The sequence below is a fragment of the Yersinia sp. SCPM-O-B-9106 (C-191) genome, from assembly GCF_026183365.1.
Lineage (GTDB): Bacteria > Pseudomonadota > Gammaproteobacteria > Enterobacterales > Enterobacteriaceae > Yersinia > Yersinia rochesterensis.
In genome coordinates this window covers 1,073,099-1,090,250 of sequence record NZ_CP110791.1, presented here as the reverse complement: position 1 = coordinate 1,090,250, position 17,152 = coordinate 1,073,099, and the positions used below count along the sequence as shown (strand labels likewise).

Genomic DNA, 17,152 nt, shown 5'->3' with positions numbered 1-17,152 from the left:
TGCCCTGTAAAGGTTCCCAACTGCTGCAAGGTCTATTATCATCGTCATCCTACGCCCTAAAGGAATGTGATTACTATGCGCTGTAAAATGCTGACTGCCGCCGCTGTGATGCTTGCAATGCTTACTGCGGGTTGTTCAACGCTGGAGAAGGTGGTCTACCGGCCTGATATTAATCAGGGTAACTATTTATCACCTAATGATGCGTCCAAAATTCATAAGGGTATGACCCAGCAACAAGTGGCATATACCTTAGGCACCCCAATGTTGCAGGATCCGTTTGGAACTAAAACGTGGTTCTATGTATTCCGTCAACAACCTGGCCACGAAAAAGTTACACAACAAACATTAACGTTGACCTTTGATAGCAGTGGTGTACTAACTGATATCAAAAATGAACCAACGTTAGTAGGAAATTGATTTAACCGACGATTGCAGAACAGGTTGAGGAAAGGATTACTGATTAGAGTTTGGGTACACTGCCTATTAATACTTACGCAGCCACACAATAGTTCATATTCTTCTTCAATGGCAGTCTGGGGCTGCAACAAAAAATAAGGCGCAGATTGTGCCTTATTTTTTTGCTTGTTCAGCACGCTGCCGGCGCAATTCTTTAGGATCTGCAATTAATGGGCGATATATCTCAACCCTATCACCATCATTAAGCTTATCGCCAAGCTTAATCGGGCGACTATAAACACCCACTTTATTTTTTGTTAGATCAATATCTGGTCGTAATTCAAGCAGACCTGAAGCTCTGATAGCTTCCTCTACGGTGCTTCCTCCTTTAAGGGAAACAACCCGCAAATATTGGCGTTCGGGTAAGGCATAAACCACCTCAACGCGAAGATCAGACACTGTAAACCTCTTTAGCCCTCTGGGTGAATGCTTGCACCATATTGCCAGCTAACTCCTTGAATATTTTACCAAAAGCCAGTTCAATCAACTTATTGGTGAACTCAAAATCAAGGTGTAATTCAACTTTACAGGCATCTGCACTCAGTGGCGTAAAATACCATCCCCCCATTAACTTACGAAACGGTCCATCCACCAGTTGCATATCAATACTCTGGTTATCAGTTAATGTATTACGTGTCGTGAAAGTTTTACTTATTCCGGCCTTAGCAACATCGACAGCAGCCGTCATTTCATTTTCAGTAGCATCAAGGACCCGGCTTCCAGTACAACCAGGTAAAAATTCTGGATAAGAGTGAACATCATTAACCAGTTGATACATCTGTTCTACGCTAAATGGAACCAACGCAGAGCGGCTAATTTGTGGCATAACATTTCCTGTGAGACATAAAACGCGCTGATAATACCATTTATCCACCGCCAGACAAAAAATCTGCTAGGCATTCTTCACAACAAATGAGACAAAATGCATAGGCATCCTGCGGGAAAGGATTTCATTCGCCTCCGCATACAGTATAATGATCAATACTATGACAAAGAAAAAAGCATACAAACCCGGTTCCGCAACCATTGCGCAAAATAAACGCGCCCGCCATGAATACTTCATTGAAGAAGAGTTCGAGGCAGGTCTTTCACTGCAAGGTTGGGAAGTAAAATCTCTGCGTGCTGGCAAAGCCAACATTAGTGATAGCTACGTAACCTTTAGAAACGGTGAGGCATTTTTGTTTGGTGCCACCATTACGCCGTTAAACGTGGCATCGACGCATGTTGTCTGCGAACCAATGCGTACCCGTAAACTGCTACTAAACAAACGCGAGCTGGACTCACTGATAGGTAAAGTTAATCGCGACGGTTTTACCGTTGTTGCCCTTTCCGTATATTGGAAAAACGCTTGGGTTAAAGTTAAAATCGGTGTCGCTAAAGGTAAGAAAGATCACGATAAACGCGATGATATCAAAGATCGTGAGTGGAAGTTAGACAAAGCGCGCATCATGAAGCACGCAAATCGTTAAGTGACTGGCTTAGCAGGACATAGTTCTGTTATACTAGCGAAGTTCTTTGGGGCTGATTCTGGATTCGACGGGATTCGCGAAACCCAAGGTGCATGCCGAGGTGCGGAGGCCTCGTAAAAAACCGCAAAAAAAATAATTGCAAACGACTCGCAATACGAATCTGCTGCTTTAGCAGCTTAATCAGCCTAAGAAACTGAAGATTCCCTCTCTCCCTAGCCTCCGCTCTTAGGACGGGGATCAAGAGAGGTCAAACCTAAAAGAGATCGCGTGGACACCTTGCCTGGGGTGAAAGCGTTAAACCCAATCAGGATAGTTTGTTAGTGGCGTGTCCGTCCGCAGCTAACCGGCGAATGTAATGACTGGACTAAGCATGTAGTGCCGACGGCGTAGTAATTTCGGACGGGGGTTCAAATCCCCCCAGCTCCACCACTTTTGATAGGACAGTGACCGGACAGTATCATATAAACCAGTAACTTATGATAAATGACCGGACGAAGCGCTGACCTAGTTTGGACCAAAAAGGATACGCAAAAGATACGCGGCTCCTTTGAAGATTAAAAAGCCTCTGCTAACCCAGAGGTTTTTTTTCGCCTATAGAACGCCGTCATGGGGTGTCGAGGATCAAAGGTTCAAATCCTTTCATGCAGACCAAATATCCCAAAGAAAACCAATTCATTAGGGTTGGTTTTCTTGTTTGTAGGGTTTGGCTGGTGTGGCGGTGGTGTGAAACCGTTGACGAATTACATACAAACGGTCCTTAAGGCGGGTCAGTTACTATCAGGTCAATGCAGTTATTAAGCAGGGTTTTGATATAACAAAGAGAATCAGCGTTAATAACGCTATCACTGTTTAAATAAATAGTGTTTTTCATAAGCCATTCTACCGTTTCTTGGTAGGCTCAGACCTGCTTTGTGCACACACGCTTTGGGCCTTGGTTCGCCTGTGACTTTCCAAACAGGCGAATGGCAGAAGCAATGTTACCAGCACTTTTCTGCCGCCCATTCCACAAACAAAAAAACCTGACTAAAAGTCTGGGATTTTCATTTTTGGGCGACTTATACAACACAAAACCCCGCACAAACTAGAATTTAACAATCCAGATACGATCCCAAACGATAACCACGATCGGCAATAGTTTGTTTTAATGCTGGTGACGTAAGAATATCCAACTCGGTCAACCGTGGATAACAATAGCCACTGGTCATCAGGATTTTGTCGATAAATGCTGGGTGGCACATCACTTCAACAGAGTTAATTGTATTTTGGTCTGCATAATCTAACAATTGCAGAAATGACTGTTCCGTCAAATTCTCGCCATAAAAACCGGCATCAAACCACTCTGTGCTGCGGGGCTTGTGGAGCACAATGTTCTGCTGTTGTGCCTCTTGGCGATCAATTCGTAATGGCAGTGATTTTTCGTGAGCAAAAGATTCAATCAACGGATAAATCTGCGGCAACATATGGACATGGTGATGACTGTCAATATGAGTAGGGGGACGGCCAAACACAGTGACGAACGTATCAAACTGAGCTGTCAGTTCTTGGGCGATTTCATCCAGATTCAACTCGCCCGCCTCGGCCCGCGCCCACAACCACTTGCCCAACTCACCTTGGTCATCAACCAAGGATGGCATAGCCGTTAAGGGCCGACCATAAGTCAGCACAAAATGCATGCCCACTGGCAATGCAGGATTTTGCTTGCTCAGTTCTGCTGCATGATAGATATCTGCACAATTCATCATTGCGGTGGTTGATGAGACAATACCATGCCGAAATGCTTCAATAATCCCATAGCTTTGGCCTTTGCATAAACCAAAATCATCAGCATTAACAATAAGTAGCTTTTCCATTGAGAGCACCTTGTAAGGCCATTTCAATAACAGATATCTGGCCGGAAACTAATCGGATAACCCATCTCTAACGCAGTTGAATTTTTTACGGTAGTTCCCTGGCGTAAAAGAAGTGAGTTTTTTGAAGTTTTTAATAAATAACGTGGTATCACTGTAACCGGCTTCAAAGGCAATATCTGAGACTAAGTAGTTCGTCATTTCAAGCTGGGTTTTGGCAAAGTTAACTCTGATTTCATTAATAATCTGCATCGGCGTTTTTTGGTAATAACGCCGAGTCGCGCGAGTCAGATACTCTTGAGTTTTGCCCGAAAGCTCAATCATATTCACTAGTGCTTTTTCACCAAACATCGATTTGTCATGCATTTTGTCAATACTGGTTTTTAGCCACAGCGGAATATCGTCATTGACCTCAGTCTCTTTATAATGGCTAATGCGATTAGTGACATAAAATGTCAGCAGCTCAACCAACTCGGTTAATTCGTCTTCCCTAAAGTGCGGCGCAGAAATCGCTGATTCAATATAAGAAAGAAAATCACCTTTTAGTCGATAAGCTTGTGAGGCAACGATAGGTCTGGAGAGCAAATGAAAATAGTGTTCTTCAAAGAAAGATTTTCTGATCCCAACATTTAGAATTCGCGTCGCGCCAAAGTCATAGAAACTTTGATGATGGGAGCCCATGGGGATAAAAACAAAATCGCCACGTTCTAAAAAGACGCGTTTACCATTAATTTCCTGATAACACATGCCGGTTAATATCAGAGTGTATTCATAATAGTCATGCTGATGTAGACCTGTCGCACTCTCCGTTTTGTTATAAATAAATAGATGGAACTCTTTTCCGTTAAAAAAGTCTTTTTCACGTACTAATCTGACTTCCATCTTATTTACCTTCACTCTCTTATTTGAAAAAACGGGCAGATATTTGCGCGGTTCAGCTTACCTTTTGATGTAATTCGATCAACTCTGCAATTAACTCACGAGCTAACATCGCGTTCATTAAATGGTCCTGAGCATGCACCAATACTAGCGTGACTCGGGTTTTCCCCTCACCTTGATCGGCTTCAATAAGCTGAGTCTGTACCAAATGTGCTTCATTCAGCGCCATGCGCGATTGTGCCATTAACTCTTCTGCTTGAGCAAAATCACCTGTTTTAGCATGCTTCAACGCTTTATAGGCCAAACTCCGGGCTTGTCCTGCGTTGATAATCAACCCCATGACTATATCTTCCAGTTCATCAGTAGGTTGAACATCATCAACGATTTTATCTAAATCAAACATACTGTTGCTACTCCGTAAATTAAAGCTGTTAATTAAAGCCGTTTTGTCTTGCAACATTCGCAAACCAATAACCACTTTTCTTTATGACTCGCGATTGATCTGCGATATTCAATCGCACTAATCCATAACGATTTTTATAAGCATTAAGCCAAGACCAGCAATCAATAAAAGTCCACAGATGATAGCCTTTGCAATTACTGCCCTCTTGCAATGCTTGATGCAACCATTTTAGATGCTCGCGAATAAACTCAATGCGATATTCATCATCAACCTGACCGGATGGGGTGATAAATTGCTCTTCGCCCTCAACACCCATGCCATTCTCAGAGATATAGCAAGGTATGTTGCCATAATTTTGTTTCAGGTCTGTCAGAATGTCATACAGCCCTTTTTCATAAATTTCCCAACCACGATGCGGGTTAATTTTCCGCCCCGGCATCTCATAAAAACTAAACAAGTCTTCCGGCGTTTTCACCGGCCCCTGAGGCGTTGGAATATCTTTCGCTTTGACCCGTCTTGGCTGGTAATAGTTAACACCTAATAAATCGATGACCCCCTTAGCAATAAGCTGGCAATCATCAGATTCAATCTGCGGTAATAAGTCGTGCTCACGCAGCAACGCAATCAGTTCATCAGGATAAACACCTTTAGTGACGGGATCGAGGAAGCTACGGTTAAGCAGTAAATCAGCACGATTGGCGGCAATCTGGTCTGGTGCGCTGTCAGAGCGAGGATAGGTCGGGGTGAGGTTCAAAATGATACCAATATCACCGCCCTGCTTAAGTTCTCGATATTTTTCAACCGCTTTGGCGTGAGCCAGGACACTATGGTAGGCCACAGTTACCGCGCGGCCAAAATCTACCACGCAAGGATAATGTAAGTCGTTCAGGTAGCCCGCTTCAACTGGCACCACCGGTTCGTTAAAGGTAAACCAGTGTTTTACTCGGTCACCAAATAAGGTAAAACAGATTTTGGCATAGCGCGCATAAGCATCCACCACTGCGCGGCTTTCCCAGCCCCCTTTATCTTGCATGCACAGTGGCATATCAAAATGGTAGAGGTTGATAAACGGCGTAATACCGTTCGCCAGTAAAGAATCAATCACGGCGTTATAAAAAGCGACGGCTTTGGGATTAACCTCACCGTCACCATTTGGGATCAGTCTCGACCATGAAATCGATGTCCTGAAAGTGTTATGTCCCAATGCTTTTAACAGCAAGATATCCTGCCGATAATTATCGTAAAAGGTGGAGGTGTTTTCCGGGCCAATTTGGCCATGAAAACGTTCTGGTGCAATGTCATACCAATAATCAAAGATATTCTGGCTCTTGCCATCCTGCAATGACGCCCCTTCAGATTGGGTTGCAGAAGTGGCACTACCCCACCAAAAATCCTCGGGAAATTGATATTTCATTCCAGCCTCCAACCTTATACGCTAAATGGGTTTTACAATTAGAATTTCAAGCTGTCAGCGATTTCTTCTTCGCTTTGAACTTCACGATCTATTTCGGTTTGCGCTTTATTGGCAATAATCACAAACGGCAGATAAATCAGTGTTGCGATGCCAAGGTTGAACAAACTTAATAACATCGCAGCAATACTGCCGTTGGTGTTAAAGAAAGCTCCCAACCCGACTGGCATCGTCCACGGCGCAATATTGGTAATTGGCGGAATTAAACCGGTGTAATAGGCAATGGAAGTAATAATGGCTAATACCGGCTGAACCAGAATAAATGGAATGAAGAACAGCGGGTTCATAATAACCGGTAAGCCAAACAGAATCGGTTCGTTAATCTGGAAAATACTTGCCGGCGCGCCCAGTTTTGCCACTTGGCGATAATCTTCACGACGGGAACCAATAAAGATAGCAATAACCAGCCCAAGTGTTGCCCCTGTTCCGCCAAGGAATATATAGGAGTCAACAAAAGGTTTAGCCCACATGTGGAATTCTTTGCCAGCAGCCAATGCCGCCGCAACCGAGCCATATTGGGTATAGGTTGCCACGTTTTCTAGCGCAAATGGCATCATAATGCCACTTTCCAGCGCAGATAACGCCATCGCCCCGTGTATCCCGAAGAACCACAACAGTGAGGAACACATCACATACACCCAACCTACAACACTGCCCATTTTAGACAATGGAGCGGAGATGGTGTCCATAATGATCTGGTGGAAGTTAGTTCCGTGCAATGCAAGGGCATAGGAAATCACACCCATAATGGACAGAATAATAAAACCAGGAATCAATGCAGAGAAAGAGCGAGAGACTGATGTCGGCACACTATCAGGTAAGCGGATAACCCAGTTACGGCGCACGATAAAGGCGAAAACTTCTGCTACCACCAAGCCGATAATAATACCGGAGATAATATTCGCCCCCCCTAACCAATTAGCACCCACCGCATAGGCATCGCCAACACTGTATGGGGTTACGGTCATAAAGGCAGCAATCGCCAGCAATGCCGAAGCCAGAGGATCGACTCTTTTCTCTTCAGCCAAGGCCATACTGATAAAGAATGGCGTCATTAACGACATGATCCCGAGGGTACCGTTATAAACGTTACCGCCGATCGCTTTAAAACCATTGAGCGTGGTGATGGTATCTGCATCCAGACGAATACCCATCGAGAAGAAGAACGACCCTTCACCAAAACTTAAGAAAACGTTATTAATAAGAACAAACATGGCACCTGTCAGGGTTAACGGCATCAGCCGAATAAACCCATTCTTGATGGCATTAATATGTTGCTGTTTGCCAATTTTAATGGCGAAGGGCAATATGGCCCTTTCCAGAGAATTAATAAATGCGCTCACAGTGCTCCCCTTATTGTTTTGCTTTTTTTATTGCGGCAACAGCAGCTTTTAATACCCCTAGACCATCAACTTTGCCGTACAAGATAGAATCGATCACTTCAACAGGTTTGTTAGGGAACATTTTGGTGATTTCTGGCAGCATGTAAGCTATTTGCGGCCCTAATAGGATCACATCTGCTTCAGTGCCATGCTGCGCGGCCAGTGCTTCCGGGTAAGCATTGATAGTCACTGGCACTTCATACTTCTCTGCTTGCACTTTCATTTTGGAAACCAGTAGCGAGGTAGACATACCAGCAGAGCAAAACAGATAAATTTTTTTCTTTTCCATACCCAACACCTTTTGAGGTTCAAAAGACACAAGTTATTCATATGCCAGTGCAATGGTGAATTCCCTTTATCTGAACTTTATCGTGCCCCTTGCCCAGCTCCATTGTTTCTGGTTGTCGTCAGTATACGGAGTTAACAGACAATCCAGTAATTCAAGCATAACAATAATCGTCTCTAATTGACTTTTCACATTGATAGCCTTCACATTTCTTAGCTATTACAATGTGATGGTTATCGCAAAATGATTATTTTTTTGCTCGGCGAATTAAGTTTAATTCATTTGTATTTCATGTGGTTAGTTTTTATTGGCAGATTATGAAACAACAAAGCACGGCAATAAAACCTCTTGAAACCAATAAAAGGTTAAATTAGGAAATCTTATTGGTTTGATAATTGTTTCATCCAAACCTTCTCACTTTTACCCCAGTGTAGCGCGTCGCGTAAAATGAAAAAGTGTTTCACGTAATTTGGTAAACACCCATACACAGTGCATTTTATCAAATTACGTGGCGCGGATTATGTCCTGAGGAATTGCTGGCCACTCGATATCAGGGGCAGTCGATACATCGACTTTAGTCAGCTCATAACGATATTTTTGCCATTCGGCTAAACGCGGAATATCTTCATCATCAATATAACCGCCGTCTTTTGCATCACGCATCGGATCAATAACCTCTGATGCATATGCAATAAGTTCTGCCTTTTTTTGCTGTGCCAATAAAATAAGTTCTTCCGGAGTCGGCGGGGGATTAGTCATCAGCATGGCTTCTTCTTCTGTGATTGATGACAACCCCTTTTTAATAAACTCATCTACGCAATCATCTTCATACGCGTACACTTCATTTTTCTGGTCTTTGTAGTATTTCATTATCTCAATTCCTTCCAAATCCCAATGGTTCCAGCAGCAGTGACACGGTATGTATCGCCCGGCACAACGATAAATGTCGCATTGTGCTGTATGTACTCAGAACCCCCACCGCGTGGATAAGCAATCGTGCCAGCAGAGCCAGTCTGACAATTTAATGCTGAATTTGGCCCATAGTCCGTAGTAACCGATATCATGATCGGCTTACCGGTATTGTTTGTGTACCACGCCCCTGACACACGACCTGACAGGACATCTGTCCATGCCTGACCTGCACCAAATTTAGAATATCTGGCGTCAAAATTTGAATAGTCACCGGGCGTTATTGCGCCTGTTGATGATATTGGCCGTCTGAATGACATTAACGTTGGACTCAAATCTGCAGCGTAACCTGAATTGTCATTCCAAAAGTAAATTACTCCGCTTGAATGCAATCCAATACCTGCGCCGCCTGGGTTTGTGATGCCGCCATTTGCCGGGGTCAAGAGACAACTTCTGTATCCGCCTGGCCCCAACGGCTCACTATGTGTGCCGTTGATTGCTAACGGCCCAGTCAGTGTTCCGCCAGCGATGGGTAGTGCGCCAACATCATCAGCACCAATTGATATATTCGCTGTCCCATCAAACGATTTACCCGCAATAGTGCGTGGTGTGGCCAGTTTTGTCGCTGCTGCTGCGGTTCCGTTGCTCGGCAATGCTCCCACGTCCCCAGCGGCAATAGTGATGTTCGCTGTTCCATCAAATGACTTACCCGCTATCGTTCGCGCATTAGCCAGCTTTATTGCAGAAACAGCGGTGCCATTTGCCGGTAACGCCCCGATATTTGAAAGCGTTGTCGCGACTGACGCCGCGCCTAATGCTTTAATTTCTGCTAAACATCCAGCGGCCTTAAGGTAGCCTACATTTTCATTGGTAATAAGTTTTTTGATGGCTTTTGATAACTGAGTCAGGTCAGTTTTAATTGGGGCAATACCCGCATCAGCAAGTACGTTTAAAAGCTCGGCCTGAAACATATTAAACCAGTCTTGCCCCGGATAGCTCGGAGCTTGTCCGGCACCGCCTTCGGTAAACCATAAGGGGGTGGCGCTAACCTTAGGGGAGACTGTGGGCATGACGTTGATACCGCTCGTGTTATCTAGTCCGTACATGATTAATCCTCGTATATAAAGATGAATTCTGTTTCAGCAGGGGCATAACGCTCAAGCAAGCACTCAAGGTCTGCTGCATCCGCTACCCGTAAACGTTGTTTGCAATTGTCCAGTACAGTCGAGTAATGGGTGATTGTAGAGGCCACATAAACAAAGACGCGAAACCAGTTCGCTTCGGGGTAAATCGGATAATTACAGTCCCGTAGGCAGTGGTGTGGATACTGCTCAACTAACGTGATGTTGTAACCGCGAGAGGCGGCAAGTTGCTTATAAAACGGAAGGCATAAACTCCCGGCCATCGTCAGCTTAGTTTTGAGTGCGTTTCGACGGCTTTCAATCGTCGCTTCGCGGTCAAGACTGCAATCAGGCAAACCGGCAAAGTCTTCCCAATCATTCAGTAACATAAAGGCGCGGTCTGCGTGCATCTCATTCAACAGCGCATCATTGACGCTATCAATCCGTGCAAATTCTTCACCGGTGGCTAGCATCAGTTGTGCCATCTCGCCGCCCGGTTTTTTCGCCCAGGCTTTCCCATTCGGCAGCAGATTCAGCCCGGATTGCTGATAATCTTGCGCTGTCATCGCCATGCAATATTCCCCAGAACAAACAGCTCATTCTCAGCTGCATACTGGTCTGCAACAGGAGAAATAACGGTGTTATCGGTCTCTCCGGGGGCGTTCGATATCGTCGCCCTGAGCTGGGATAACAGAGCCGTACCGCCGCGCGGAAGAGTGGCAATATAGTTATTTAAACTGTCAATAACTGCCGCTCTTACTTCTTCGGTATTCGGGACAATTCGGATGACAGGATTTAAAGGTAGAGGTTTAGGGCTTTCAACAATCAATTCAGCGCCGATGGTCTTTCCCTCGACCTGATTGGTCACAGGGTTGATGTGCGCGGTCAGGTAATCTTTGACGCGGGCAATATCCTGCGGCGTTGGAAAGATATTCACCTCTTCATCAAGGACAAACATCACGCCCACTGTGCCGTAGCCACGGTAGCGAGGAATGCACCAGGCGCGGGTAACACCGGCACACTCTAGTGCCCAGCGGACATAATCAAACTGATTGCCACCGGATGGCGGATATTGCACCCTGAACAACAGACGCACACCCAGCGAGTCAATGCTCTCCAGTTCGGCACCGCCACTGATAGTGGTCTGGCTGACCAGTGCTTTGCTCTGAACAAATGCCACGGCGGAAACCAGTTCCAGCACTACGTTAGCGGCAGTATTGCCGTTCTTCCCGGCGTCAAGTGCCACCACAGCGACGGCCACTGTTCCGGCCCCGGCTCTGACTTCGGCGACTGATTCAAACAGCACACCGTCAGGGCGTTGCCAGCGGGTGCCCTGCGGAATAACGCTATTACTGACCAGTGTCACCGTCAGGAAGCCTGCGGCCGTCGCGGCGGGTTTACGCCACACACCCCAAAACTCGCAATGCTCTAACAACTTATCTTCATCGGCCAGGTGCGGGATGATTTGGCGTGATGTCCAGGCTAAATGGTGATGCAGCCCTGCGGTATTCCCGGCATTGGCAAACGCAATGGCTCCCGCCGTACTGAATCGGGGTTGTGCGAAAGTCCCCGGTAAACGGCTTTCGATATCCGCCTGGCCACGGGCCAGCAATGTTGATAGTGCAGGAGGTTTATACGCCATTTAAATACCGTTTAAATTGGTGTTAAACGACAGGGGGACGGTGCTGCCGTTGGGGAGGGTCAGGGTGATGGCCAGATGTAACACCCCTTGTCGGGGCGCAGTGGCGATAACCTGCACATGTCTGACATGCTGCTCATCAGTCAGCCAGCTTAATGCTTCGGCGGCGTAGGTCTTGGCCCGTGTTAGCACGGATGCCATTTGCTTCTCACGGGACAGCAGCCACAGGCGACTCCCCATTGGTCGGGATTGGAAAGCATCGCCCCACCAACCGCGCTTGTCTGTATTCGGCCCAGCGGGCAAGACATCAGAGTCCAACGCCCGTCGGTCAGTAAACAGGGAAATAATCACGGCAGTGCTCAGTGAGTCATCAAGCAGAATATCCGCGTTCCCCACGGCAATGTCAGCGCTATCGGTTTGCCAAATCAACGCAATATCAGTCATTTATTTGGCCCTCCGGTGCTGTAGCCATCATGTTCTGGGTGGATGTGGCCAGCGCCACTAATCCCATTGGATTGGTGGTCGCGAGCGTTACTGAGTCCCACAATATCAACATCACCGAGAAAGCGGGTTTGGGGTGAGTCAAACAGGATTTCGTTTTCAGCAACCACCTCCAGACGCTTGCAGACAATCTTGATAACGCCGTCTTTGGTGAGCAAAATCTTGTGACCTTCCAGGTGATAAACAGCGCTGTCACCGGCTTCCAGACTGCCCAGTCGTGAGTTTTTATCATCCACGGCGATGGCCACAAGATGCTGACGAATCCCCCCCACGGATAAAATAATGGCCTCACTGCCTGCGGGTGGCACACTGCTGTGGCCGTAGTTCTGGAAACGTTCAACATCGTCCGCTGTTTCATCAGCCATCATGGACACCTGAAGGTTCTGTGTCTTCAGGCTGTCGTTGGTCATGTTGACCACACCACGGGTGATAAGCAGACGCAGACGGCGCTGAAAACTGGCTGTGATTTTATTTATCTGTCTTATCATCGCCATAGCCCATCATTGAACTTCGCGTCAGGTTGTGCCGGTTCTTCGAAACCTTCACGGGGCATCAATTCCAGTTCGGTGACCGTGCCACCGTCTTGTGTTAAATCAAAGGTAACGGTAGTGATTAACAAATCCTGTTCGGATAATCCCGCCGCCGTGGCCTTGACGGTCACCAGTTGATTGGGTGACCAGAGCTGACCCTGTTGATCAAACCAATCCTGCACCGTGGCGCTGGCAGTGGTGGAATGGGCCATTGACCGCTTTTGTTCCCAGCTTCCCCGCGCGTTACCTTTGTCTTTGGTGAAGTTGTCATCGGCGATAATAATCGTCGGACGGTAGCGGGTGATATCAGGGTCAACCACATCAACATGCACGGAAGTGGACTGACTGGCTGTTTGCGTCTCCCCCCATAACCCACCGCCGCTGCACCCGCCTTTGACGCGAAACAGACTAAATCTCTCGGCCCATGACAGGTGAGTTTTAAGTGACAAGATGCGAGTGCCTGGTGCTTTTTTATCGCTACTGTCAGTCCCCAGAATTAACGTGCCCGCCCGGTTTTTACTGGCGGTGGTGAAAACCAGGTCACCATTCGCGTTGCTGGTGATCAACACGCCACGATGCCGTGCGGCCCGTGACAACATATCGAAGACGGTTTCCCCTGGCTCAATCTGCCAGACCTTGAATTTTGCAGCAGCAGCGGGTAGTTGAACCTGCCAGATAACGGACACGCCAAAAGGACGACAGACGTCTTGAGCAATGGTGGCCAGCGAGACATTACGCCACTGCCCCTTGCCGTGTATCGCGGCACAATCCACCAGGTCGCCGGTTTTATCGCGCCCGGTGACCGTCGTGGTGCGGCTTGTTCCCTCGACGTCTATCTCAACCGTATCAACGTAACCGGTAATAATACGTTGACCATTAATCTCCAGTTTGCAGGCTGTACCGGCTTTTAATACCAATGGCGAATCACCGGTGTTCACCGTGACGCCCAGCGTAAACTGCCCGGCGACCTCTTCGAGACTCCGGGTGATACTCAGTTCTTTCCAGCCGCTGTATATTCGGTTGCCTAAATACAACTCAATGCGATGTGTCATTGATTATCTCCACGTCAACGCCACCGGTGACAAAGGCCGGATGTCGAATACCGTTGCGGCGAATAAAGCGGTCAAGATTGAGAACGTCACCTGTATGACGGTACAGCGCAACCAGCGCCGGTTCTGTTCCCGTGAGGTGTACGGCCCTGGCTGTCGGCAAGTTTTGCGCAGTGGCCATCATGTGTTGGATAAAGGTCAAACGGTAGGTTCGCACCTGATTGGATGACTGAAACCAGCCCATGTCTCCTGTGTCTATTAGCGCGTCCAACAGGATATTCCCCAACTCGGTCACCGCTTTAATGCTGTCTTCCAGTGTTTCAATCGCGGCGGCTTTCGTCTCGGTATCAGCCTCAGCACTGGTCTTGGTGCTGGTTTTGGCCTCAGACGTGGAGGGGGACGTTAATGACAGCCCATAGTTGCCCCCCGTTAACGCTGCACCGCCAGGAGTCACCTGCGCGCTTTCTTTTGCTACCGCTAATGTCACCCCTGCCAGTTCAGCCGCGATATAGGTCGTCACTGCGGTATTCATGACCTGTTGAATATGAGCACCCGCAGGTTCATTCGAGGTGAATTGTGTCTGTACTCCGACCAGCGTTTTTTGCAATGCCCGGCTGGATACCGCAGAAGTGCCCGTTTGGGCTATTCCTTTAATGAGACCAAACATGTCACCAAAGAGTTGGCCTGGGGTGTTAATCAGGTTTTTGATTGACCCTTTTAATGCCAGCGCCGCCGCTAATAATGATGCGCCCCCCGAACTGGAGGTTAACCCGCGCACACCGTTAGTCAGGGTATTAACCGTTTTTTCCACTTCATTCATCGCCGCTGCCGCGTCTGCCATTTTTTCGGTAGCAGTTGTCCAGGCTGACTGGACATCACTCAACAAGCTATCCGCTAGGTTGTCACTGTTGAGCTGCGTATCCTCGGCCTCAATCGGTGCCGTATCATCCGCCGCTGGCGAAAAGGTAATAGAAAAAATGGCCGTACCCTGTGCTCCGCAGGACTCGCGCACCGTATAGCTTTCTATCTGGACGTTTAAGGTGCCCCAGTTCGGGTGGACAAGCTCGGCGACGCCCTCGGCCTCAAGAGCCTCAATCAGCGCATCTCGCAGGTCAAAGTAGTTATCGCCAAACACCACCGCCGTAAAGGCATACTGGCGCAGGGCTTGCCCCATGTCTTCGGTCTGGCCATCATCGCGCAACGGGTACTCATGGCGCACAATGCGACGTCCGCCCGTCAGTGTTGCGTCTTCAATCATCCAGAACGGCACACCCCGAAAAGTGCCTTTGCCGTCAGCAAGACGGCCCCGCCATGAGGTATCGTTAAACAGCGCAGTGATATCCATTACATACCCCCGCCGTAGGTGTAGCCGGTGTTGACCCGCAAATCGACGCCTTTGGATTTCACCTCAGTAGTTTTGACCTGTAAGCCACTGTCTTTTGACAACAGCTCAACAGTGATTTGGCCTTCCGGTGGTGTAATGGTCTGGCGAAAATCACGAGGGTCAGTGGGTGCCGCGGCTTGCGACTGGTTCCATTGCTCGCCCAGTGTTCTCCCCTGCGAATAAGGAGATGGTGTGGGGCCTTTCTCTTCGAGTTGCTTGTCACGGTCTTGCAACCAAATATCAATCGGGGCAGGAAGCCAGGTATGTTTCGCCTTGCGGCCATCGGGGTATAGCTCATCATTCAACTGTTCTACTCGTTGTTTTGATTCTTCATCTGATGGCATAAAACTCATGATTTCTTGAGCTGTCTTGATTGCCGAACCTACCAACCCCCCTTTATTAGATTTATCACCACTACTCGTTTCAGAGTCTTTATTACTGTTGCCGTCTTCCCAATTGGTGACATAGACCGGCACTACCGAACCATCGCCCCCCAATTCGCCACCGCCAGCACCTTTTTTACCTGGCCCCATCAGCAAGTCTTTACCCCATTTACCGGCCCGATAGGCATAACGGGCAGCAACTGCCGCACCAATGGCATAGGTGGCTTTTTCTAAAATACCGGTGTATTTGTCGAGTTCTTCAGGGGACAGGCCATTAATGGCATCGGCCAGGTCTTGCACCGGTTTTGCCAGCTTAAGTTGAGCGAACTTCTCACCAGCATTGGTGAGCGACGTTATTGCACTGTTTAACGTCTGGATATTCTTTGATGCTTTCTCATCTGTGAATCCGTCTTTAACATTCGTCGGGTTCATTAACCCGTTGAGTTGTTGTTGCTTATCTTTATCGGCTAATCCCATCATCATTTGCAGGGCGTTACCGTTAAAAATATCCTTAAAATTATGTTCTTTCTGTTTTGCTGCTTTACCTATTTCCAGAGCTAAATCTGCGGGAGGTTTATAGATACCCTGTTTTCTATCTTTATAAACTTCGACCCCATTTCGCCGCAGGATTTTTTGATTATCTTTGTTTTTGATTGAGTCAAAAAAGTCACTGGTCGCACTGGCCGCTTGAGAGGGATCATTAAACTGCGAGTTGGCCAGCCGCTGCATACCGACAATTTGCGCGATATCTTCAGGTTTTTTCCATGAGGTATTTTTGATGATGCCTGGCACAGACTGCACCTGATCGGATAGGTTGCCGGTGCCAATCAGAGAAACAGATGAAAGGCCGTCAAGGGCTTGGGTCATCGCCTTGACGTCTTTTGTACCGCTGGTATAGAACGCACTGACCAAATCCCCGGCATCTTGTGCATTCAGCCCGATCCCTTTCATCGCTAAGGCGATGTTATCCATCTGCTGGATGGAGCCATCAACATCATTCGTCCGCTCCAGAAACTTCTCTGTCGCGGTGATCAAGTCGGTATAGGTGGTCTTGCGGTTGCCAGCAGTTTGCCAGACCGCCTGATTAAAACTATTGACCTGATCTTCAGTCAGGTTGTAGCGCGTGCCCAGCTCGGTGAGCAGTTGGCTCTGTTCACCGACGCGCTTACCGGCCATGACCAGACCGCCGCCCGTGGCGAATCCCACCAGTTTGTTATCAAACTTGTCCAGGATACCATTCGCACCACTAACCGAACGCGACAACAGGCGCATGGACATACTGCCGTCAGCGCCTAACTGCCGGATGCTGCTACCAAAGTTACGGGCACGCTGAGACACGTTACCCACCAGGTCAATAATGAATTTCGCGCGGTTCTCAGTGGCCATTTATTTCTTCTTCGTCCAGTGCTGGTAAAGGGTGAGTTTTGACAGCGGGAGGCCCAA

General features: G+C 47.6%; 19 protein-coding genes, 1 other RNA gene and 1 pseudogene. 3 read left to right on the top strand and 18 right to left on the bottom strand.

What is annotated here, in order from left to right:
- Positions 1 to 75 precede the first annotated feature (75 nt).
- On the top strand, positions 76 to 417 hold the full coding sequence (bamE, locus tag OP863_RS05000; protein WP_038635582.1) for an outer membrane protein assembly factor BamE: 342 nt from the start codon (positions 76 to 78) through the stop codon (positions 415 to 417).
- A 153-nt stretch (positions 418 to 570) separates the two neighbouring features.
- Here the strand turns inward: bamE and OP863_RS04995 are convergent, their stop codons facing one another.
- Positions 571 to 855, bottom strand: a complete 285-nt coding sequence (locus OP863_RS04995) for an RnfH family protein (RefSeq protein WP_050291498.1) — start codon at positions 853 to 855, stop codon at positions 571 to 573.
- Positions 848 to 1,282: a type II toxin-antitoxin system RatA family toxin gene (locus OP863_RS04990; RefSeq protein WP_038635588.1), complete on the bottom strand. Its 435-nt coding sequence runs from the start codon at positions 1,280 to 1,282 to the stop codon at positions 848 to 850. Before OP863_RS04990 ends, OP863_RS04995 begins: the two co-directional genes overlap by 8 nt.
- A gap of 160 nt (positions 1,283 to 1,442) precedes the next feature.
- Here OP863_RS04990 and smpB point away from each other — a divergent pair, with 160 nt between their 5' ends.
- Both smpB and ssrA read left to right on the top strand, forming a co-directional pair.
- The gene (gene smpB, locus OP863_RS04985) at positions 1,443 to 1,925 is read left to right on the top strand and encodes an SsrA-binding protein SmpB (protein ID WP_005166313.1); all 483 of its coding nucleotides are present in this window, start codon (positions 1,443 to 1,445) and stop codon (positions 1,923 to 1,925) included.
- A 48-nt stretch (positions 1,926 to 1,973) separates the two neighbouring features.
- Positions 1,974 to 2,354, top strand: a transfer-messenger RNA (tmRNA) gene (gene ssrA / locus OP863_RS04980).
- Positions 2,355 to 2,685: 331 nt separating this feature from the next.
- Here the strand turns inward: ssrA and OP863_RS04975 are convergent.
- The 16 genes and pseudogenes from OP863_RS04975 to OP863_RS04900 all read right to left on the bottom strand — a co-directional run.
- Positions 2,686 to 2,796: pseudogene (locus tag OP863_RS04975) on the bottom strand (site-specific DNA-methyltransferase); the annotation flags it as partial.
- 217 nt (positions 2,797 to 3,013) lie between these two features.
- On the bottom strand, positions 3,014 to 3,775 hold the full coding sequence (gene chbG / locus OP863_RS04970) for a chitin disaccharide deacetylase (RefSeq protein ID WP_265525944.1): 762 nt from the start codon (positions 3,773 to 3,775) through the stop codon (positions 3,014 to 3,016).
- Between the two features lie 48 nt (positions 3,776 to 3,823).
- Positions 3,824 to 4,654 carry a transcriptional regulator ChbR gene (chbR, locus tag OP863_RS04965; protein ID WP_038635645.1) on the bottom strand — a complete coding sequence of 277 codons (831 nt, stop codon included), beginning with the start codon at positions 4,652 to 4,654 and terminating at the stop codon, positions 3,824 to 3,826.
- A gap of 52 nt (positions 4,655 to 4,706) precedes the next feature.
- Positions 4,707 to 5,054, bottom strand: coding sequence for a PTS N,N'-diacetylchitobiose transporter subunit IIA (gene chbA / locus OP863_RS04960; protein WP_265525943.1), 348 nt, complete (start codon positions 5,052 to 5,054; stop codon positions 4,707 to 4,709).
- Positions 5,055 to 5,082: 28 nt separating this feature from the next.
- Positions 5,083 to 6,468: a glycoside hydrolase family 1 protein gene (locus tag OP863_RS04955; protein WP_145591415.1), complete on the bottom strand. Its 1,386-nt coding sequence runs from the start codon at positions 6,466 to 6,468 to the stop codon at positions 5,083 to 5,085.
- 38 nt (positions 6,469 to 6,506) lie between these two features.
- Entirely contained in the window at positions 6,507 to 7,868 is a 1,362-nt protein-coding gene (gene chbC, locus OP863_RS04950) for a PTS N,N'-diacetylchitobiose transporter subunit IIC (RefSeq protein ID WP_038635653.1), read from the bottom strand.
- A gap of 10 nt (positions 7,869 to 7,878) precedes the next feature.
- Positions 7,879 to 8,196 carry a PTS sugar transporter subunit IIB gene (locus tag OP863_RS04945; RefSeq protein ID WP_038635656.1) on the bottom strand — a complete coding sequence of 106 codons (318 nt, stop codon included), beginning with the start codon at positions 8,194 to 8,196 and terminating at the stop codon, positions 7,879 to 7,881.
- A 501-nt stretch (positions 8,197 to 8,697) separates the two neighbouring features.
- Entirely contained in the window at positions 8,698 to 9,063 is a 366-nt protein-coding gene (locus tag OP863_RS04940) for a tail fiber assembly protein (protein WP_099529339.1), read from the bottom strand.
- Complete coding sequence (locus OP863_RS04935; protein ID WP_265525942.1) at positions 9,063 to 10,208, bottom strand: hypothetical protein; 1,146 nt, start codon at positions 10,206 to 10,208, stop codon at positions 9,063 to 9,065. The genes OP863_RS04940 and OP863_RS04935 overlap by 1 nt, the downstream gene beginning before the upstream one ends.
- 2 nt (positions 10,209 to 10,210) lie before the next feature.
- A complete protein-coding gene (locus tag OP863_RS04930) occupies positions 10,211 to 10,795 on the bottom strand; it encodes a YmfQ family protein (protein WP_099528889.1) in 585 nt (194 codons plus the stop codon).
- A complete protein-coding gene (locus OP863_RS04925) occupies positions 10,786 to 11,865 on the bottom strand; it encodes a baseplate J/gp47 family protein (protein WP_099528888.1) in 1,080 nt (359 codons plus the stop codon). The genes OP863_RS04930 and OP863_RS04925 overlap by 10 nt, the downstream gene beginning before the upstream one ends.
- Positions 11,866 to 12,306 carry a phage GP46 family protein gene (locus tag OP863_RS04920; RefSeq protein WP_099528887.1) on the bottom strand — a complete coding sequence of 147 codons (441 nt, stop codon included), beginning with the start codon at positions 12,304 to 12,306 and terminating at the stop codon, positions 11,866 to 11,868.
- On the bottom strand, positions 12,303 to 12,857 hold the full coding sequence (locus OP863_RS04915; protein ID WP_245834982.1) for a phage baseplate assembly protein V: 555 nt from the start codon (positions 12,855 to 12,857) through the stop codon (positions 12,303 to 12,305). The genes OP863_RS04920 and OP863_RS04915 overlap by 4 nt, the downstream gene beginning before the upstream one ends.
- On the bottom strand, positions 12,848 to 13,945 hold the full coding sequence (locus OP863_RS04910; protein WP_099528886.1) for a phage baseplate assembly protein: 1,098 nt from the start codon (positions 13,943 to 13,945) through the stop codon (positions 12,848 to 12,850). The genes OP863_RS04915 and OP863_RS04910 overlap by 10 nt, the downstream gene beginning before the upstream one ends.
- Positions 13,929 to 15,287 carry a DNA circularization protein gene (locus OP863_RS04905; protein WP_099528885.1) on the bottom strand — a complete coding sequence of 453 codons (1,359 nt, stop codon included), beginning with the start codon at positions 15,285 to 15,287 and terminating at the stop codon, positions 13,929 to 13,931. The genes OP863_RS04910 and OP863_RS04905 overlap by 17 nt, the downstream gene beginning before the upstream one ends.
- Positions 15,287 to 17,095 carry a hypothetical protein gene (locus tag OP863_RS04900; RefSeq protein ID WP_099528884.1) on the bottom strand — a complete coding sequence of 603 codons (1,809 nt, stop codon included), beginning with the start codon at positions 17,093 to 17,095 and terminating at the stop codon, positions 15,287 to 15,289. The genes OP863_RS04905 and OP863_RS04900 overlap by 1 nt, the downstream gene beginning before the upstream one ends.
- Positions 17,096 to 17,152 lie beyond the last annotated feature (57 nt).